Annotated in this window: 19 protein-coding genes; 1 reads left to right on the top strand and 18 read right to left on the bottom strand. The window is 54.5% G+C overall.

Features of this window, described 5'->3' with window-relative positions; translation table 11 throughout:
• Positions 1-12: 12 nt before the first annotated feature.
• The 12 genes from ABT56_RS07735 to rlmD form a co-directional block, all read right to left on the bottom strand.
• Positions 13-1029 (bottom strand): peptidoglycan DD-metalloendopeptidase family protein, encoded by a 1017-nt coding sequence (locus ABT56_RS07735; RefSeq protein ID WP_047878306.1) that lies wholly within the window; start codon positions 1027-1029, stop codon positions 13-15.
• 6 nt (positions 1030-1035) lie between these two features.
• Entirely contained in the window at positions 1036-1656 is a 621-nt protein-coding gene (locus tag ABT56_RS07740; protein WP_205626064.1) for a protein-L-isoaspartate(D-aspartate) O-methyltransferase, read from the bottom strand.
• Positions 1657-1667: 11 nt separating this feature from the next.
• Positions 1668-2414, bottom strand: a complete 747-nt coding sequence (gene surE / locus ABT56_RS07745) for a 5'/3'-nucleotidase SurE (RefSeq protein WP_047878308.1) — start codon at positions 2412-2414, stop codon at positions 1668-1670.
• Positions 2395-3456 carry a tRNA pseudouridine(13) synthase TruD gene (gene truD / locus ABT56_RS07750; RefSeq protein WP_047878309.1) on the bottom strand — a complete coding sequence of 354 codons (1062 nt, stop codon included), beginning with the start codon at positions 3454-3456 and terminating at the stop codon, positions 2395-2397. Before truD ends, surE begins: the two co-directional genes overlap by 20 nt.
• Positions 3457-3522: 66 nt before the next feature.
• Positions 3523-3996 carry a 2-C-methyl-D-erythritol 2,4-cyclodiphosphate synthase gene (gene ispF, locus ABT56_RS07755; RefSeq protein WP_047878353.1) on the bottom strand — a complete coding sequence of 158 codons (474 nt, stop codon included), beginning with the start codon at positions 3994-3996 and terminating at the stop codon, positions 3523-3525.
• Positions 3996-4694 carry a 2-C-methyl-D-erythritol 4-phosphate cytidylyltransferase gene (ispD, locus tag ABT56_RS07760; protein WP_047878310.1) on the bottom strand — a complete coding sequence of 233 codons (699 nt, stop codon included), beginning with the start codon at positions 4692-4694 and terminating at the stop codon, positions 3996-3998. The genes ispF and ispD overlap by 1 nt, the downstream gene beginning before the upstream one ends.
• Positions 4695-4729: 35 nt before the next feature.
• Complete coding sequence (ftsB, locus tag ABT56_RS07765) at positions 4730-5002, bottom strand: cell division protein FtsB (protein ID WP_047878354.1); 273 nt, start codon at positions 5000-5002, stop codon at positions 4730-4732.
• Between the two features lie 236 nt (positions 5003-5238).
• Positions 5239-6540 (bottom strand): phosphopyruvate hydratase, encoded by a 1302-nt coding sequence (eno, locus tag ABT56_RS07770; RefSeq protein ID WP_047878311.1) that lies wholly within the window; start codon positions 6538-6540, stop codon positions 5239-5241.
• An 81-nt stretch (positions 6541-6621) separates the two neighbouring features.
• Positions 6622-8262, bottom strand: a complete 1641-nt coding sequence (locus ABT56_RS07775) for a CTP synthase (protein WP_047878312.1) — start codon at positions 8260-8262, stop codon at positions 6622-6624.
• Between the two features lie 184 nt (positions 8263-8446).
• Positions 8447-9247 (bottom strand): nucleoside triphosphate pyrophosphohydrolase, encoded by an 801-nt coding sequence (mazG, locus tag ABT56_RS07780; RefSeq protein WP_047878355.1) that lies wholly within the window; start codon positions 9245-9247, stop codon positions 8447-8449.
• Between the two features lie 72 nt (positions 9248-9319).
• Positions 9320-11551: a GTP diphosphokinase gene (gene relA, locus ABT56_RS07785; protein WP_047878313.1), complete on the bottom strand. Its 2232-nt coding sequence runs from the start codon at positions 11549-11551 to the stop codon at positions 9320-9322.
• 26 nt (positions 11552-11577) lie between these two features.
• On the bottom strand, positions 11578-12897 hold the full coding sequence (gene rlmD / locus ABT56_RS07790) for a 23S rRNA (uracil(1939)-C(5))-methyltransferase RlmD (RefSeq protein ID WP_047878314.1): 1320 nt from the start codon (positions 12895-12897) through the stop codon (positions 11578-11580).
• A 187-nt stretch (positions 12898-13084) separates the two neighbouring features.
• Between rlmD and barA the strand changes: the two genes are divergently transcribed.
• Positions 13085-15844 (top strand): two-component sensor histidine kinase BarA, encoded by a 2760-nt coding sequence (gene barA / locus ABT56_RS07795; RefSeq protein WP_047878315.1) that lies wholly within the window; start codon positions 13085-13087, stop codon positions 15842-15844.
• A 73-nt stretch (positions 15845-15917) separates the two neighbouring features.
• Here the strand turns inward: barA and acpS are convergent, their stop codons facing one another.
• From acpS to lepB, 6 genes are read right to left on the bottom strand one after another with little or no spacing between them, the layout of a single operon-like run.
• On the bottom strand, positions 15918-16298 hold the full coding sequence (gene acpS, locus ABT56_RS07800) for a holo-ACP synthase (RefSeq protein ID WP_047878316.1): 381 nt from the start codon (positions 16296-16298) through the stop codon (positions 15918-15920).
• Positions 16298-17029: a pyridoxine 5'-phosphate synthase gene (gene pdxJ / locus ABT56_RS07805; protein WP_047878317.1), complete on the bottom strand. Its 732-nt coding sequence runs from the start codon at positions 17027-17029 to the stop codon at positions 16298-16300. The genes acpS and pdxJ overlap by 1 nt, the downstream gene beginning before the upstream one ends.
• The gene (gene recO, locus ABT56_RS07810) at positions 17026-17736 is read right to left on the bottom strand and encodes a DNA repair protein RecO (RefSeq protein WP_047878318.1); all 711 of its coding nucleotides are present in this window, start codon (positions 17734-17736) and stop codon (positions 17026-17028) included. The genes pdxJ and recO overlap by 4 nt, the downstream gene beginning before the upstream one ends.
• 8 nt (positions 17737-17744) lie before the next feature.
• Positions 17745-18650 (bottom strand): GTPase Era, encoded by a 906-nt coding sequence (era, locus tag ABT56_RS07815; RefSeq protein WP_047878319.1) that lies wholly within the window; start codon positions 18648-18650, stop codon positions 17745-17747.
• The gene (rnc, locus tag ABT56_RS07820) at positions 18647-19321 is read right to left on the bottom strand and encodes a ribonuclease III (protein ID WP_047878320.1); all 675 of its coding nucleotides are present in this window, start codon (positions 19319-19321) and stop codon (positions 18647-18649) included. Before rnc ends, era begins: the two co-directional genes overlap by 4 nt.
• 10 nt (positions 19322-19331) lie before the next feature.
• On the bottom strand, positions 19332-20231 hold the full coding sequence (gene lepB / locus ABT56_RS07825) for a signal peptidase I (protein WP_047878321.1): 900 nt from the start codon (positions 20229-20231) through the stop codon (positions 19332-19334).
• Between the last annotated feature and the right edge of the window lie 12 nt (positions 20232-20243).

The raw sequence follows: 20243 nt of genomic DNA on the forward strand, positions 1-20243 counted from the left end.
ATGCCATGTTGACTATCGCGGTAAATACCGCATTGGATCAACGGATTTACCTTTGTAACGAATCTCAAAGTGCAGTTTTACGTTGGCGGAGCCCGAGCTGCCCATCGACGCGATTTTCTGCCCGGCCTTCACCGGTTGCTGCTCCTTGACAAATAACTGGTCATTGTGTGCATAGGCGCTGAGGTAGTCATCGCTATGCTTGATAATGACCAGGTTGCCATAACCCCGTAGGGCGTTACCTGCATATACCACCACGCCACCAGCGGCTGCGTTGATGGCCTGTCCTCTCTGACCAGCGATATCGATCCCCTTATTGCCATTATTGGCACTAGAGAACCTCGCAATCACCCGCCCTTTGGCTGGCCATCCCCATGACGCCACTTTGTTGCTAACAGGTTTTGGCTTACTTGTAACAACTTTGTTACTTTTAGGTTTTTGAGAGTACTCCTTTGTGGGAGCTGGATCAATATTTTTATTGATGTTTTTTTGCACAGGTTGCGGTTTTGCTGCCACCTTCTGGGGAGGCGGCGACGCTACTACTGGTTTAGGTTTCGGCGTTGGCTTAGGCGTTGGCTTAGGTGCCGGCTTTACCGCAACGGGAGCTGGCTTGACCACCGGAGTCGGCTTAACCACGGGTTTAGGCGCTACCGGTTTCGCTTTTGGCTTAGGCTTGGCTTTTACCACCGGAGGCTTAGGTTCGACACGTTTGCCGTATTCAGGAGCCACATAACGCGGTTTCCACAGCTGCAGTCGCTGGCCGGGGAAAATAGTATATGGCTTAGACAGGTTGTTATAAGCCACCAACTCGCTCACATCACGGCCGGTGATATACGAGATGAAATAGAGGGTATCGCCCTTTTGGACTTGATAATAGCTCCCCCTGAAGCTCCCACGCTCCAGCGATGCGTAATCCTTGTTAAGGCTCGTCACCGGTGCGGGTGTATGCGAGCTACAAGCACTCACCAGCAAACAGGTGCCTGCGAGCGCCCAACGATACCATTTTGACTTACCCAAACCCTGTCTAGCCATATTCAGTTATGCCAACTCACCCGGAACCAACGGAACAAAACGGACGGCTTCGATATCCCGGTAGGCAAAGCGATCTGCCTCACGCGTGATCAGCTTGAGCACCTGAGAGCCTTCACCTACAGGAATGATCAGGCGCCCGCCATCGGCAAGCTGGGCCAGTAACTCAACCGGGATCTCTGCTGCAGCTGCGGTAACAATGATAGCATCAAATGGTGCTTTGCTACGCCACCCCTGCCAGCCGTCACCGTGCTTGGTTGAGATATTGTGAAGATCAAGACGCTTAAAACGCCGTTTAGCCTGCCACTGCAATGACTTGATTCGCTCAACAGAACAAACATGCCCGACCAACTTGGCCAAAACAGCCGTCTGGTAACCCGATCCCGTACCGATCTCCAGCACCCGAGAATGCTCGTCCAACGCCAGCAGTTCGGTCATCTTAGCGACGATATAGGGTTGCGAAATTGTCTGCCCGCTGCCAATCGGCAGGGCATTATTTTCATAGGCTTTGTGTGACAGGGCTTCGTCAATAAACCACTCGCGCGGAATAGATCCGATGGCTTCGAGCACCTTGTCATTACGGATCCCCTGCTGATGCAAATAATTCAGCAAGGCATGCCGCTCTTCCACATAGCGCATTCTTATTGTTTCTCCTGGTGAAGCCAATCACGGATCGCTGCCATGGCATCATGGGCGGTCAAATCAACCTGCAAGGGGGTGATCGACACGCAGCGCTGTTCAACGGCGTAAAAATCTGTTCCCGGTCCGGCATCCTGACAGGCACCTGGAGGCCCTAGCCAGTAAAGGGGTTTGCCGCGAGGATCGACGTCCTTGACCATATTCTCAGCTCGATGACGGGCTCCAAGCCGTGTCACCTGCCAGTCACCCAGTTCATCAAAGGTGACATCAGGAACATTAATATTGAGTATTTTATTAGTTGGCAAGGGTGTTTTGGCTAAATTTAGCAGAACTTGCTTCACAACCTCTGCCGCCGTTTCAAAATGGGTATCGCCAACAAGGGATACCGCGATAGCCGGTACCCCTAGAAAGTGCCCTTCCGTCGCCGCAGCCACAGTGCCAGAATACAGCACATCATCCCCCAGATTGGCACCGTGGTTGATTCCGGCAACCACAACATCCGGGCGGTAATCGAGCCATTCATTCAAGGCAAAGTGGACACAGTCCGTCGGCGTTCCCTCGACAGAAACACGCCCCTCACCCTCTTCGCGGATACGCAATGGATAATCCAGCGTGAGAGAATTGGAGGCACCGGAGCGGTTGCGATCAGGCGCAACCACCACCACATCACCCAGCTCGCTCAGAACGGATGCCAAGGTATTAATCCCCTTGGCAAAGATCCCGTCATCGTTACTGATCAGAATTCTCATGATTCTCGTCCTGTTGTTCTTGCTCTACCATGAGCTCGCGAACAACTGCTGTCGCAAAGCAGCCCGCAGGCAAAGAGAAAGACACCGTCACCGAATCGCCATCCAGCTGCCAAACCATATCACTTGGCTTTAGCAATAGCGGACGGCGCTCATGGCGCATCCGGTTATCGCGGATCAATTTCAGCAACAGCGGCTCGCGCTCGACGATCGACATTTCGAACGCCTCGGCATCAGCCGTTGTCGGCAGCGCGTTATCACCCATCATCGGAGCGGTGATCTGCAACGCACCGGTATCAACCGCCTGCTGCAGTTCAGCCGTCACGGCCTCGACGACAGAGCCGGACTCATTGCTATCCTCAACCCAGTCACCCGCCATCAACTGGTGTACCTGACCCTTGGCGATACGCTCGGACAACACCATATTGAACAACCAAGAACGAGCCGCAGAAAGATAGAAACTGCGCTTGCTCTTGTCACGCACACGGAACTCGTCATTGCCCCACGCACGCGCCTTGGTGACGTTGTTGCCACCATTGCCAAAACGCTGCTCACCGAAATAGTTCGGTACACCATGCTCGGCAATCTTCGCCAGCCTTGCCACGACGTCGTCTGGCTGGTCCAGATCACGCAGACGCAACTCGAACCAGTTGCCAGACAAATCGCCAGGGCGTAGTTTCTTGTCGTGGCGAGCCGTTTCAATAACCTCAACCCCAGGGTGCTCGGCAACAAAATCCGTTAAGTCTGGATCCGGCTTACCCGGCAGGTGGACACTTAGCCACTGTTCGGTAACGGCATGGCGGTCTTTGAGACCAGCCCAGCTGACATCACGTGACTTCACGCCGCAAGCCTTGGCCAGCTCGTTGACGACATACTTGGTGTTCTCACCCGTCTTGCGGATTTTCACCATGAAGTGCTCGCCGGTGCCGGCAAATGCAAAGCCCAGGTTTTCCTTCACCACAAAATCTTCAGGCTCGACCTTAATGCGACCCTGACAGCTTGGCGCTCCGTATAACCAGCTGAAATGCTCCATAATACCAGACATATTTACACCATAGTGTTCGCTCCGGATCGGCCAGGAAAAAAGTTTCCCGCCGTCACGGCAACGTAATTATTGTTTACAAATCAAAACGACCGCTTCGCAGGCGATGCCTTCTTTACGGCCGGTAAAGCCAAGACGCTCCGAGGTGGTCGCCTTGACGTTAATATTCTCAACTGCCGTTTCAAGATCGGCGGCAATCGCTTGGCACATCGCCTCGATGTGCGGTGCCATTTTCGGGGCCTGGGCAATAATCGTGACATCCAGGTTGCCCAGTAGATAGCCTTTGGCCTTGACCTTGCTGTACACGTCGCGCAGCAACATCCGGCTGTCAGCTCCTTTCCACTCTGCATCAGTGTCTGGGAAGTGGCGGCCAATATCGCCGGCACCGATCGCCCCTAGCAAGGCATCGCATACCGCATGCAGGGCAACGTCACCATCAGAGTGGGCCAGCAACCCCTGTTCATAAGGTACGGCAACACCACCGATAATCACCGGGCCTTCGCCACCGAACTTGTGTACGTCAAAGCCGTGTCCAATTCGCATCATTGCTCGTCCCTCAATAAGTTTTCCAAATAAAAGGCCGCCAAGGCCAGATCTTCTGGCTGGGTCACCTTCAGGTTATCGGCACGTCCCGCCACCAGTTGAGGTGTCATGCCACAATGTTCGAGTGCAGAGGCTTCGTCGGTCACAACTGCGCCATCGGCCAATGCCGACTCCAATGCCTGCTTGAGTTGGCCGGCACGGAACATCTGCGGGGTAAGGGCATGCCAGAGATCACTGCGGTCAACAGTCTGGGCGATCGCACCACTGCCATTGCCGCGCTTCATGGTATCGCGCACCGGCGCGGCAAGGATTGCGCCGAACTCGCTGGCCTTCGCCGCCGCGATCAGCTTGTCCAAGTCCTCATGGCGCAAGCAAGGCCGGGCCGCATCGTGGACCAATACCCATGCATTGCTATCCCCGATGGCAGCGAGCCCTGCAAATACTGAATCGGCCCGCTCTGCGCCGCCGTTGACCCGCTCGACACGGGGATCCGAGGCCAATGGCAACGCTGGGAAATATGGGTCATCCGGGCTCACGGCCACTACCACCCTCTCGATCGAAGGGTGTTTCAGCAGGCGTGCCACGGTATGTTCAAGAATGGTTTTACCTGCTATCTGCAGGTATTGCTTCGGGCGATCTGCCGCCATGCGGCTGCCGACCCCGGCGGCAGGAACTACCGCTATCATTTCACTGCTCATGGATATCGTAATCGGCCTGCGGCCAGTGAGTTGGATTAATCGCCGACTATGCGGAAGAACGTTTCATCAGGGCGAACCATGCCTAGCTCATTGCGGGCACGTTCCTCAACCGCTTCCAGCCCACGGTTCAAATCGTGGATTTCAACATACATCTGCTGGTTACGCTTGGCCAACTCAGAATTGGCCTGCTGCTGAACGGCTACATTATCGCGAACGGCCAGATAGTCCACCATCCCGTTCTTGCCCAGCCAGAAATCATACTGCAGCCAGCCCAAGATCATCAGCAATGTCAGTGTTAACAGGCGCATCCGCTCCCCCTGGCTAAATTGATAATCATAGCGCACCATTTCTTGCCTGCTTCCGATAAGCCGGCAATCACACTGTATAAGGTCTTGATTCCATTTCTACAGCGGTCTGGTACGAGCTGATTATCATCCCATAAAGCGTAGTTTGACACTAGCTCCGTCCTGTCATTCGCCCATAAAAAAACCGCCCATAAGGGCGGTTTTTCGAAGGCAAGTAAAACTTGCGTCAAGGCAGGATATTACGCCTGGCCTTTAACTTCTTTAAGACCGTTGAAAGGAGCACGCTCACCTAGTGCTTCTTCGATACGGATTAGCTGGTTGTACTTAGCAACACGGTCAGAACGGCTCATAGAACCAGTCTTGATCTGGCCAGCAGCAGTACCTACCGCTAGGTCAGCGATAGTTGCATCTTCAGTTTCACCTGAACGGTGAGAGATAACTGCAGTGTAACCAGCGTCTTTAGCCATCTTAATTGCAGCTAGAGTTTCAGTTAGAGAACCGATCTGGTTGAACTTGATAAGGATAGAGTTAGCGATGCCTTTCTCGATACCTTCAGCAAGAATCTTAGTGTTAGTTACGAACAGGTCGTCACCAACGATCTGGATTTTCTTACCTAGTTTCTCAGTCTGGTATGCGAAACCATCCCAGTCAGACTCGTCTAGACCGTCTTCGATAGAAACGATTGGGAACTGGTTAGTTAGCTCTTCTAGGAAATCAGAGAATTCGTTTGAAGTGAAGATACGACCTTCGCCTTTCAGGTTGTATTCTTTCTTCTCTGCGTCGTAGAACTCAGATGCTGCACAGTCCATAGCAAGAGTAACGTCTTTGCCTAGCTCGTAGCCAGCAGCAGCAACAGCTTCAGAGATAACTTCTAGAGCTTCAGCGTTAGACTTAAGGTTTGGAGCGAAACCACCTTCGTCACCAACAGCTGTGTTGTAGCCTTTAGACTTAAGAACTTTAGCTAGGTTGTGGAATACTTCCGCACCGATGCGTAGAGCTTCTTTAAGAGTCTTAGCGCCAACTGGCTGAATCATGAACTCTTGGATGTCTACGTTGTTGTCTGCGTGCTCACCACCGTTGATGATGTTCATCATTGGTAGAGGCATAGAGAATACGCCTGGAGTGCCGTTTAGCTCAGCGATGTGCTCGTATAGAGGCATAGCTTTTGCAGCTGCAGCTGCTTTAGCGTTTGCCAGAGATACTGCTAGGATTGCGTTTGCGCCGAAGTTTGACTTGTTCTCAGTACCGTCTAGGTCGATCATGATCTGATCGATTTCAGCCTGAGCTTTCGCGTCTTTACCTACTAGAGCTTCTGCAATAGGACCGTTCACAGCTTCGATAGCTTTAAGAACGCCTTTACCTAGGAAACGAGACTTGTCACCGTCGCGTAGCTCAAGAGCTTCACGAGAACCAGTTGATGCACCAGATGGTGCAGCAGCCATACCTACGAAACCGCCTTCTAGGTGTACTTCCGCTTCAACAGTTGGGTTACCGCGTGAATCGATAATTTCACGACCTAGAACTTTAACGATCTTAGACATTGTGTTTCCTCTTGCTTTATCTTGAATTTAAAAGCTAAAAAAATAGCTGCAGCTAACACCTGCCGCAGCTATCCGTAATCCTTACTTGTTTAGCTCACCACGCTGGTTCGCACCAGCCGCTTTCACAAAGCCCTCGAACAGAGGATGGCCATCGCGAGGCGTTGAGGTGAACTCTGGGTGGAACTGAGCAGCCACGAACCATGGGTGACCCGTGTTCTCAACGATTTCCACCAGCTTCTTGTCTGCAGACAGACCAGAAATCTTCAAGCCCGCCTTCTCAAGTTGAGCGACGTACTTGTTGTTTACTTCATAACGGTGACGGTGACGCTCGTGTACAGTTGGGTTACCGTACAGCTCACGAGCCTTGGTGCCATCAACTAGGTGACATAGCTGAGAGCCAAGGCGCATCGTACCGCCTAGGTCAGACTTCTCGCTACGCTCTTCAACGTTACCTTCGTTGTCTACCCACTCAGTGATCAGGCCAACAACAGGGTGCTTAGTTTCAGCGTTGAACTCTGTTGAGTGCGCGCCTTCCAAGCCAGCAACGTTACGAGCGAACTCGATCAGTGCAACCTGCATACCCAGGCAGATGCCAAGGTAAGGGATTTTGTTTTCACGAGCATACTGTGCTGTCAGGATCTTGCCTTCAACACCACGGTTGCCGAAGCCACCTGGTACCAAGATTGCGTCAAGGCCTTCAAGAATTTCAGTACCTTTAGACTCAACGTCCTGAGAATCCACATAGCGAATTTTCACTGACAGACGGTTTTTCAGACCCGCGTGCTTAAGTGCTTCGTTCACAGACTTGTATGCATCCGGCAGTTCAATGTACTTGCCGACCATACCGATAGTCACTTCGCCGGTTGGGTTTGCTTCTTCGTAGATAACCTGTTCCCACTCAGACAGATCCGCTTCCGGCGCTGTAATGCCGAAACGCTGGCACACTAGATCATCAAGACCCTGTGCTTTGATTAGCTGAGGGATCTTGTAGATTGAATCTACGTCTTTCATTGAGATAACGGCTTTTTCCTGCACGTTACAGAACAGGGCAATCTTCGCACGCTCGTTTGCAGGGATCATGCGGTCGCTACGGCAGATCAGCACGTCAGGCTGGATACCGATAGACAGCAGTTCCTTAACAGAGTGTTGGGTCGGCTTAGTCTTAACTTCGCCAGCCGCAGCCAAGTATGGTACCAGTGTCAGGTGCATGAACATCGCGCGCTCGCGGCCTAGTTCTACAGCAAGCTGACGGATAGCTTCCATAAATGGTAGAGATTCGATATCACCAACGGTACCGCCCACTTCCACGATAGCAACATCGTGACCTTGTGCACCGGCGATAACGCGTTCTTTGATCGCGTTGGTAATGTGAGGGATAACCTGAATAGTTGCACCCAAGTAGTCACCGCGACGCTCTTTACGCAGAACGTCCGCGTATACGCGGCCTGCTGTAAAGTTGTTGCGCTTGGTCATCTTGGTGCGGATGAAACGCTCATAGTGACCTAGGTCAAGGTCAGTCTCTGCACCGTCTTCCGTAACGAATACTTCACCATGCTGAATTGGGCTCATTGTGCCTGGGTCAACGTTGATGTAAGGGTCTAGTTTCATCATGGTCACGTTAAGACCACGAGCTTCTAGAATAGCTGCTAGAGATGCAGCAGCAATGCCTTTACCTAGTGAGGATACGACCCCGCCCGTAACAAAAATGTAATTCGTTGTCATGTTTTACCTGGAAGATTGGTATAGAGGATAAAATGTATCTAGACGGGAAATTAGTATACCAGACACGTTTTATCGCCACAACGTGAAAACTATCACAGCAGGATTGGTTTTTTTTTGTTTCAAATCAATTCTGCATAATTGGAGTGCTATCAACCGTATAGTCAATAGCAAATCCCCCCGCCGCTCACTTTTCCGCAGCCTTGACCTGCTCCCAAATCTTGTCCAATTCGGCCAAAGTACAGTCTTCGAGCTGCCTCCCTTTTTCTAGCACATTTTTCTCCACTTCGCGAAATCGCCGTTCAAATTTTTGGTTGGCGCGCTGAAGGGCATGCTCGGGTTTGACTTGCAAATGGCGGCTGAAATTGGCCACGGCAAACAGCAAATCCCCCATTTCCTCCTCGATCCTGTCCTGGTCCTGTGGCACTTGGATAACCTCTTCCAGCACTTCGTCGATTTCCTCATGGACCTTGTCGACCACCGGCCCCAGCGTATCCCAATCGAAGCCATGCTTGGCACAGCGCTTCTGGATTTTGTCTGCCCGAGTCAGGGCAGGAAGGGCTCGCGGTATATTGGCCAGCACGCTAGTGTCCTCGCCCTTGTCGGCTCGCTCCTTGGCTTTCTCCGCCTCCCAGTTGGCGCTGATCTCCGCCTCGCTGGCAAACTCGCTACCGGCAAAAACATGAGGATGGCGACGGATTAGCTTCTCATTGAGCCCAGCCACCACTTGGTCAAAATCAAACAGCCCCTGCTCCTTGCCCAGCTGGCTGTAAAAAATAACCTGAAACAGCAAATCACCCAGCTCCTCACGGACATCGCCCCAATTTTCCTGCCCGATGGCATCCGCCACCTCGTAGGCTTCTTCGAGGGTATGCGGCACGATAGTGGCAAATGTCTGCTTGCGATCCCACGGACAACCCTGCTCCGGATCGCGCAGGGTAGCCATAATCTCAACCAATTGTTCAATCGGGCTCTGTGTCTTGCTCATAAATACCATTCTCTGGTTAGAAAAGAAAAAGCGGCAGCCTTCGCTCCCGCTCTTTGGTTTGTCGCCTACGGCTTAGTGCAGACGTTTGGCTTCTGCCACATCGCGCACCTGCTCAATCCGCTTAAGCACCCGCCCCAGCACATCAAGATCCGTCAGCTCAAGGTCGAAGTCCATAATCGACATCTGCTTTTTGAAGTCAACCCGACTCTTCATCCCCGCCACCTTGACCTTTTCGTTGGCCAAGGTGTTGGTCAACTCCTTGAGCAAACCGTTACGCTCGGATGCCGTTACCCGCACCGTGATGTTGTAGTTGCCAACAAAGCCGCCGCCCCATACGGTATCGATAATCCGCTCCGGGGCAACATGGCGTAGCTCCTCAAGCTGCTCACAATCGCTACGGTGGACCGAGATACCACGCCCCTGTGTCACAAAACCTTGGATCTCATCGCCAGGAATAGGCTGGCAACAGCGGGCCAGATGGGTCATCAGGTTATCGACCCCTTCAACCACCACGGCGTCACGCTGTGGCTTCTTGGAGCCAGGAGCCTTGCTGCCCGCCCCCGTCAGCTTCTCAAGCAGTTGCTGGTCTTCTTCCTCAGCCGTCGGCTTGTTGACCAGCGCATTGATGTGGTTGAGCACCTGGTTGATTCGCAAATCACCACTGCCGACACCAGCGTACAATTCATCGGCCGAGTTAACATTGAAGCGCTTAAGGGCATAGGCCTCGGCATCCTTGAGCGTCGCACCGATTTTACCCAGCTCGTGCTCCAAGATTTCACGGCCCGCCGCGATATTCTTGTCTCGGTCCTGCTTGCGGAACCAAGCATGAACCTTGGCACGAGCACGGCTCGACGTGACAAAGCCGAGGTTCGGGTTGAGCCAATCACGCGATGGATTCGGCTCCTTCTGGGTGATAATCTCGACCTGATCCCCCATCTGCAAGTGATAGGTAAACGGTACAATCCGCCCCTCCACCTTGGCGCCGATACAGCGGTGTCCAACTTCGGAGTGAATATGATAGGCAAAGTCCAACGGCGTCGCATTGAGCGGCAGGTCGACCACGTCCCCCTTCGGGGTAAAGGCGTAGACCCGATCATCGAACACCTGACTGCGCAGCTCCTCGATCATCTCACCGGAGTCAGACATCTCCTCCTGCCACGCCAACAGCTTGCGCAGCCAGTTGATCTTCTCGTCGTAGGACGACTTGGCACCACCGGACGACGAGCCGCTCTCCTTGTACTTCCAGTGGGCGGCAACACCCAGCTCCGACTCCTCGTGCATCTGCTTGGTTCGGATCTGGATTTCTATGGTTTTGCCTTCCGGCCCCAGTACCACGGTATGGATTGACTGGTAACCGTTAGGTTTCGGGTTGGCCACATAGTCGTCAAACTCTTTGGGCAAATGACGATACTTGGTGTGAACGATACCAAGCGCGGCATAGCAGTCCTGCAGCTCGTCGGCGATGATCCGCACCGCCCGCACGTCGAACAGCTCGTCGAACGCCAAGCTCTTCTTCTGCATCTTGCGCCAGATGCTGTAGATATGCTTCGGCCGCCCCTGTACCTCAGCCTTGATACACGATGCCTTCATCGCATCGGCCAGATCCGTCACGAAATGCTCGATATAGTGCTCTCGGTCGATCCGCCGCTCGGCCAATTGCTTGGCGATCTGCTTGTAGGTATTTGGATGACGGTAACGGAAGGCGTAATCTTCAATTTCCCATTTAAGCTGGCCGATCCCCAAACGGTTAGCCAGCGGGGCATAGATGTTGGCACACTCCTTGGCGGCGGCGCGGCGAACCTCGTCCGGCTCGTCCTTCACTTCGCGAAGGTTGCAGATCCGCTCCGCCAGCTTGATCACCACGCAACGGAAATCATCCACCATGGAGAGCAGCATCCGGCGGATATTATCGACCTGAACCGATTGCTCCGCCCCTTCGGTCGTCGCATTGAGCTGGCCGATCGCCGCCATCTGGCTGACCCCGGTAACCATCTGCAAAATCGTCGCGCTGTAGTCTTCCTTCAAAGCCTCCGGCTCATATACGCCCGCCTCCATCAGCGGGAACAGCAACGCAGCGGTGAGGGTATCCTTATCCATGCTCAGGGTGACAAGAATTTCGACCATCTCGCGCCCGCGCCACAACAAAAGTGGCCCCGAGTCGACATTTGCCGTGAGATCAATACACCGCTGGTAAGTTTGCCTGATGCGTTCTGCCACCTTGGCATCCTGCTTGAGGCTTTCCACCCAGGATGAAAGCTCAAATTTATCATTTTCCTTTAAGTGCGCACCGCGTACTGCGACCATGTTTCTTTCCTGTTCTTCTGTAATGGCTAAGGCTGTTTAACAAACAACGCCATTGACTCTAAATGCCCGGTATGGGGGAACATGTCCATCATACCAAGCTTTTCCAACTGATACCCCTGCTCCAAGAGCACTTGGCTATCTCGGGCAAGGGTGGCAGGGTTACACGAAACGTAGACGACCCGCTCAGGACGTAGCCCCACCACATGCTGCATCACCCCGGCCGCACCGGCACGGGCCGGATCGAGCAGCACTTTGTCAAAGCGCTCCTTCGCCCACGCCATCTTGGTCACATCGTCTTCAAGGTTGGCTTGGAAAAATGCCGCATTTGCCAGCCCGTTGTGCTGGGCATTGTCACCAGCACGATGCACCATCTCGTCGATGCCTTCAACACCGACCAGCGCTTTGGCCTGCTTTGCCAACGGCAAACTGAAGTTCCCCAACCCGCAGAACAGATCCAGCACCCGGTCCCCCGGCGCCACCGCCAGCCAGTCCATCGCCTGAGCCACCATTTTGCGGTTCACCTCGGCATTGACCTGGATAAAGTCCTTCGGCGAGAACACCAACTCCAGACCATCAAGTTCATAATATGGCTTTTTGTCTGACATCGCATCGAGCTGATCGGCCGTTGGCGCCAAGAACAACATTAGCTGATGGGTGTCAGCAAACTCACGGAGCAGGGTCATATCTTTGTCAGAAAACGGCTGGAGGTGGCGGATCAGCACCACTCGACCATTGTCGGCCTCAACCAGCTCAACATGGCCCAGCGCCTTGCGCGCCTGCAGCTTGCCCAATACCTCTCGGAGCGAAGGGAGCAGCGCATTGAGGGACTCAGCCAATACCGGGCAGTGCTCGACATCGACAATTTCCTTGCTCTGCTTTTTGCGGAAGCCCACTCGCAGACCGCCGCCGGCAGGCAGTACGGCAAAGCGAGCACAGCGGCGGTAACCCCATGGCGCACTGGCAATCGGCTCAGCCTGCTCGATATGGCCCGCCTTGGCGAACTTGCCCATCAACTCACCCAATGCCTGCTGCTTGGCAGCAACCTGGCCATCGTGCGACAGATGCTGAAGGTTGCAGCCACCACATTCCGCATACAGCGGACAGGCAGGGGCAACACGCTGGTCGCTGTCGTTCAAGCGGCGCATCACCTTGGCACGGGCATACTGCTTCTTGTCCTCGGTGAGCTGTACCACCACCTTTTCGCCCGGCAGGGCGCCATCAACAAAAACCGGCTTGCGGTCAAGATGACCGATACCGGCACCCTGATGATCAAAGCGGTTAATGGTGATTTCTTTGTGCTTGGTATCCGTAATTTTACGTTTCTGAGGCTTGAAAAAGCGTGCCATAGTGTTTCGACTCACAGTGCAGGTAGTCAAACTGAGTGACATCCACTACAGTTTGTTATTCGTTCGTTGTCGAATAGCCCTAGTTTCATTAAGCTATCGACCTAATACACCCCGCGACCTTTCATCATTCGCAGGGAAATAAGCACCAATTCTCCCACAGAATCGCATTCTTGTAATTAAGTGAACCATGACCAAATATGGACTTCGTGCCAGGGTCTTCACCCTGACATTAGCACCGACCCTGATTATTGGCCTGCTTTTGAGCGCATTTTTTACCATGAGCCGGTACCGCGACCTTGAGCACCAACTTATCTCGACCGGTGCCAGTATTATCGAGCCGCTTGCCATCTCGACCGAATACGGTATGGCCGACCAAAACCGCGAAGCCGTTAGACGGCTGATTAGTTATGCTCATCGCAAACACTCGCAGATTGTCCGCAGCATTGCTGTATTCACTCCGTCCAACGATCTGTTCGTCACCTCGAACTTCCACCGCAATTTCGAAGCGCTGATGTACCCGGCCGACCAGCCGATCCCGATGCTGCTCGAAACCCGGCTCAACGACAACTCCCTGATCCTGCGCGCCCCGATCCTAAAGGAAGGGCCGCTCGGCAGCAGTATCAGCGCAGGCTACCAAGCCGAGGCCATTGGCTACATCGCGGTTGAGCTGGATCTCAGTTCGCTGCGCCTGCAGCAATACCAAGAAATATTCACAGCCCTGATGGTACTGCTGTTCGGGCTGACCCTGTCGTCGCTGTTCGCCTACCGGCTGATGAAAGACGTTACCCGCCCGATCTCGCACATGGTCAGCGTAGTCGACCGAATCCGCCGCGGCCACCTCGATGTACGAATCGAAGGGCAACTGCTCGGCGAGCTCGATACCCTCAAGAACGGGATCAACGCGATGGCCATCTCGCTGTCGGAATACCATATCGAAATGCAGCAGAGCATCGACCAGGCCACCTCGGATCTGCGCGAGACCCTCGAGCAGCTCGAAATCCAGAATGTCGAGCTCGACATCGCCAAGAAACGCGCCCAGGAAGCGGCACGGGTCAAATCCGAGTTTCTGGCCAATATGTCACACGAGCTGCGCACCCCGCTCAACGGTGTCATCGGCTTTACCCGCCAGATGCTCAAGACCCGCCTGAGCACCAGCCAGCAGGACTACCTGCAGACTATCGAGAAGTCGGCCAACAACCTGCTGACAATCATCAACGACATCCTCGACTTCTCGAAGCTCGAGGCTGGCAAACTGTTGCTAGAGAATATCCCGTTCGACTTTACCGAGTCCCTCGATGAGGTAATGAAGCTGCTGGCACCAAGTGCCCACGAAAAGGGCCTCGAACTCACCCTCAAGATCGACCACCGCGTGCCAGCGGGTCTGATTGGCGATCCGCTGCGGATCCAGCAGGTTCTGACCAACCTGATCGGCAACGCGGTCAAGTTCACCGAACGCGGCAACATCGATGTCGCGGTGGAGATGCGCAACGACAAGGACGAGTTCATCGAACTTCAATTCATGGTTCGCGATACCGGGATCGGGATCTCGGAGCGCCAGCAGGCCCAGCTGTTCCAAGCATTCAGCCAAGCTGACGCCAGTATTTCACGACGCTACGGCGGTACCGGCCTTGGCTTGGTGATCACCCAGAAGCTCGTCAGCCAGATGGGTGGGGAAATCAGCCTGACCAGCCGGCTCCATCAGGGGTCGACCTTCTGGTTCAGCCTGCGCCTGAGCAAGACCGACCTACCCGTCTCGCAACCTATCGATACCCGCCAGCTGAGCAACAAGAAGCTACTGCTGATCGAGCCGAACATGCAGGCGGCATCGGTACTGCAGCAACGCTTGATCCGGGCGGGCATCCACGTGACCTACCGCTCGACCATGCCGGATGAGGCAGAGCAACACGACTTTACCCTGCTCAACCTCTCGCCGGGCGAACAGCCACCGCTGGCCAGCCTGCTCGATACCGTGTTCAAGGCCGAGCAGCTTAGCGACAAGGTTATCGTCAGCCTGCCGACCACCGAGCTGGCCCTGTCCGAACGACTGATCAATGCCGGGGTATCCGCCTGCCTGCCGAAGCCGCTTGGCCACCGCAAGCTATTCGAAGCCCTGTGCTGCCAGCCGGACATCTTCAGCGAGCCTGAGCTGCTACCGGACGAGGACGAGGCTCAAACCGTCCAGCCGCTCACCGTGATGGCGGTTGACGACAACCCGGCCAACCTGAAACTGATCTCCGCCCTGCTCAGCGAGCGGGTCGAAACCGTGATCACCGCAACCGGCGGCCGCAAGGCGGTCGAATATGCCCGCCAAAAGCAATTCGACCTGATCTTCATGGATATCCAGATGCCGGAAATGGACGGGGTCAGTGCCTGCCAGGCAATCCACCAAACCGATCTCAACCACAACACGCCTGTCATCGCCGTTACGGCCCATGCCATGGCAGGAGAACGCGAGCGCCTAATCGAAGCGGGGATGGACGACTACCTGACCAAACCCATCGAAGAGCATATCCTGCTGCAAATCCTGTCTAAGTGGGCGGCACCGACCGGAAAAGAGCCGGCGCCCCTGACAGCACAAACCAACCAGAGCCAGCCAGAGCCGGCCAACAGCAATGTCAGCTGGGACTGGGCTCTAGCGCTCAAGCAAGCCGCCGGCAAAGAGGACTTGGCCAAAGACATGTTGCAGATGCTGCTCGACTTCATGCCCGAGGTCGAACTGCTGGTCAACGAGGTGCTGGACGGCAAGGAGATCGAGCTGTGGCCGCCTATCCACAAGCTCCATGGCAGCTGCGCCTACAGCGGTGTGCCGCGCCTGAAGAACCTGTGCCATACCATCGAAACGGCGCTCAAGGCAGGGGCCAGCAGCGAGGACATCGAGCCTGAGCTGTACGAACTCATCGACGAGATGAACAACGTGGTCAAGGCATCCAAAAGCTACCGCCCGTAATACCAGCAGCCCTATCGGGCAACAACGAAAAAGGCGAGCCAGATGGCTCGCCTTTGTTTTATTTAACCCCAGACTAGCGCTCTAGGATCACGGTCGCAACCGCGTATTTCTTCTCGTCGGCAATGGTCAAATGAACATGGTTCACCCCCATCTGCGCCGCCAGCTCGGCAGCCTTGCCTGACAATGCCAGTACCGGCTTGCCGTATTCGTCATTGCTCACGGTAAAATCCTGAAAGCTCACGCCACAGGCGATACCCGTACCGATCGCCTTGGCTCCGGCCTCCTTGACAGCAAACCGCTTGGCCAAATAGCGCTCTTTCAATTTCAGGGAGTGGAAGATCGCCAATTCAGAGGGGGCCAATACACGCTCGGCGAACGCATCGCCACTACGGGCATACACCTTGGTCACCCGCTCAATATCGGCGATATCCGTGCCCAATCCGACAATTGCCATTAGCGACGGGCATCCAGCATGATTGCCTTCATGTCGGCAACCGCTTTGTCCAGACCGTCGAACACCGCACGGCCGATGATCGAGTGGCCGATATTCAGCTCGTACAACTCAGGCAGAGCTGCGATCGGCTTGACGTTATGGTACGTCAGGCCGTGACCGGCATTGACCTTGATCCCCTTGTCATGGGCATAACTCGCCGCGGCCGCAATTTTCTTAAGTTCGGCCTGCTGCTCTTCCTCGGTCTCGGCATCGGCATAATGGCCGGTGTGCAACTCGATAAACGGCGCGCCACAGGCCACAGCCGCATCAATCTGGCCTCGGTCGGCATCAATGAACAACGACACCTTGATCCCGGCAGCAGACAACGCCTCGGTAGCCGCCTTGACCTTGTCCAACTGCCCGGCAACATCCAGACCGCCTTCCGTTGTCAGCTCCTCGCGCTTTTCCGGCACCAGACAAACAAACTCAGGCTGAGTTTCAAGGGCAATCTGCACCATCTCATCAGTCACGGCCATTTCGAGGTTCATCCGGGTCTGGATGGTCTCGCGCAGGATACGGACGTCGCGATCCTTGATATGGCGGCGGTCCTCGCGCAAATGGATGGTAATACCGTCCGCACCTGCACGCTCGGCGACTTCTGCGGCATGAACCGGATCCGGGTAGCGCGTCCCGCGGGCATTTCGCAATGTGGCAATGTGGTCAATATTCACGCCGAGTAAGATGTTGTTCATTTTCCGGTACTCCTTCCTCTAGGGATAAACAATTCCCTGCTTTTTAATGGCTTGCCGCCAAGAAATGGCTTAAGGGCGATACGGGTGAAACGCTTGGCAGCCCTGAGCTGCTCTGGGGTTTCGAACCGCCGTGCGGCTATCGCCTTAAGTTGTTCACCGGTGAAAGTCAGCTGGCCGATGGTCAGCGACGCAATAAAGCCACGCTGCTCCCGGTAGTTATACGTCATGGTATCGTCCACCGGCAGGCCACTACCCGCGCAATGGAAGAAGTCCACACCATAGCCAAGATGATCCAGCAGTGCCAGCTCAAAACGGCGCAATGCGGGCTCTGGATTCTCTGCCTGTGCCAGCTCGCGCAGCACGTTCAGGTAATCCAGAAACAGCACCTGATAAGGGGTATTGGGCTCGACAACCCGCGCCAACAGCTCGTTGACGTACATCGCCGAATAGAGGATATAGCTGCGCATCGGCAGCCCGATACTGATAGGCTCGGCATGGGTCAGCACCGGCATTGAGCCTTTGCCGGACCATTTCATAAACAGGGGGGTAAAAGGCTGGAGTGCCCCTTTGAGGTTGGAACGCTTGCGCCGCGCCCCTTTTGACAGGAGAGTAAGACGGCCTGCATCCTCGCTGAAGACATCGAGGATCAGGCTCGTCTCACTATAGGGACGAGAATGGAGGACAAAACAACGCTGTAGCCCTTCCATTACGGCCCTTATAGATCGTCAATATAGCCTAGGCTACGCAGTGCTCGCTCGTCATCGGCCCAGCCGGACTTCACTTTCACCCATAGCTCGAGGTAGACCTTGCGCTCGAACAGATCTTCCATATCAAGACGGGCCTCGCGGCCGATAGTCTTGATCTTCTCGCCGCCCTTGCCGATCACCATCTTCTTCTGGCCATTACGCTCAACCAGGATCAGGCCGTTGATATCAAAACCATCGGTATCCGGGTTGTAGTCGAAACGCTCGATCTCAACGGTTACCGAATACGGCAGCTCGTCACCGGTGAAGCGCATTAGCTTCTCACGGATGATCTCCGACGCCATGAAGCGCTGCGAACGGTCGGTCACGTACTCCTCGGGGAAGTAGAACTGGCCTTCCGGCAGGTGCTTGCGCACAATCTTCTCGACGGCATCAATGTTGGTGCCGTGCTTGGCCGATACCGGTACGACATCGACGAAGTCCATCTTGCTCGCCAGCTCCTGAAGGTGCGGGAACAGATCGTACTTCTCTTTCACATTGTCGACCTTGTTGACCAGCAGTACTGTCGGCAGCTGGGACTTGGCCAGCTTGTTGAGTACCATCTCGTCATCCGCAGTCCACATGGTGCCGTCGACAAGGAACAATACCAACTCAACATCGGTCAGCGAGCTGCTCGCCGCACGGTTCATCAAACGGTTGATGGTACGCTTCTCTTCGATGTGCAGGCCCGGGGTATCCACATATACCGCCTGGTAGCCGTCACGGGTATCAACACCCATGATGCGGTGGCGGGTCGTCTGTGGCTTGCGCGAGGTAATCGACAGCTTCTGGCCAACCAAGCGGTTGAGAAGGGTCGATTTGCCCACATTCGGTCGGCCTACAATGGCAATGAAGCCGCAATGTGTCTTGTCTGTCATGATTCTAACTGCTTAAGTGCCAGTTCTGCTGCTGCCTGCTCTGCCTTGCGCCGGCTGCCGCCCTTACCGATAACAGGCGCATCCAGCCCTGCCACTTCACACTGCACCGTAAATTCCTGGTTATGCGCTTCGCCGTGCACCTTGGTAACAACATACGCAGGCAACGGTTGGCGACGACCCTGCAGGCATTCCTGCAAACGGGTCTTAGGATCTTTCTGGTTGATACCCGGCTTGATCGTCTCTAGGCGGCTCTGGTACCACTTCAGCACGATTTTACGCACCATCTCGATATCGCTATCAAGATAAATTGCACCGATGATCGCCTCGACACAGTCAGCCAGAATCGAATCACGGCGGAAACCGCCACTCTTCAGCTCGCCCGGCCCCAGCAGCAAGTGGTCACCAAGATCAAACTCACGGCCCAATTCAGCCAGTGTCTTGCCTCGCACCAGTGTGGCACGCATCCGGCTCATGTCACCTTCGTCCACTTTAGGGAAACGGTGATAGAGATCGTCTGCGATCACAAAGCTCAGAATCGAATCGCCCAGAAACTCAAGGCGCTCGTTGTGTGTCCCGTTGGCACTGCGGTGTGTCAGTGCCAAGGTCAATAAATCCAGATTATTAAATTGGTAACCCAGCTTGCGCTGTAGTCTGTTAGCAGGAGTGGTCATTTTTTCCCGATCAGTTTATGCCACCGATGCGACTGAAACGCACACCGGTAGGAATCCAAGATGGAAGTGCACTGTCAGCACCTCGTTCAAACTCAAAGCTGATCCAGATCCCGACCGCTTTACCGACCAGATTGGCCTCTGGGACAAAGCCCCAGTAACGGCTATCTGCACTGTTATCACGGTTGTCGCCCATCACGAAGTACTGGCCTTCGGGTACGACCCATTCATTCACACCAGGACGCGGCTGATACATCATGGTACGGTCACGTTTGAGCGGGTTGATCAAGATCTGGTGATCATGTTTACCCAGCTGCTCGTTAAACTGCACCAAGCGGGTCATGCCCTGGCTAAATTCACTGTCAGTCATATCGAACAACGACACTGGCTTGCATTCGCTCGCACCTTTCGGGGCAATGCAAATTTGCTTATGGTCGCTGTAGCGCACGGTATCACCCGGCATGCCCACTACACGTTTAATGTAGTCGACGCTTGGCTGCGGCGGAAATTTAAACACCACCACATCACCACGCTCAGGCTTGCCAGTTTCAACCAACTGATGGCGGAAAACCGGGTCTTTCAGGCCATAGGCAAACTTCTCAACCAGGATGAAATCACCAACCAGCAAGGTTGGCATCATCGAACCGGATGGGATCTGGAACGGCTCATAAATAAATGAGCGAAATACCATAATTAACGCGATCACCGGAAACATTGAACTGGTCGACTCGACCCAGCTCGGTTGCGGTGCAACACGCTGTAGGGTTTCAGCATCCACCTGATCGCCGGCATTCGCCGCCGCCGCTTGAATTTTCAATTGACGTTTAGGCGCCCAGACAAATTTGTCCAGTGCCCAGATGATCCCGGTGACCAGCGTCGCCAGTACCAAAATAAGCGAAAAAGTATTAGCCATATTTATCCCTAC

This window comes from Photobacterium aquae, assembly GCF_001029445.1.
GTDB classification, from domain to species: Bacteria; Pseudomonadota; Gammaproteobacteria; order Enterobacterales; family Vibrionaceae; genus Photobacterium; species Photobacterium aquae.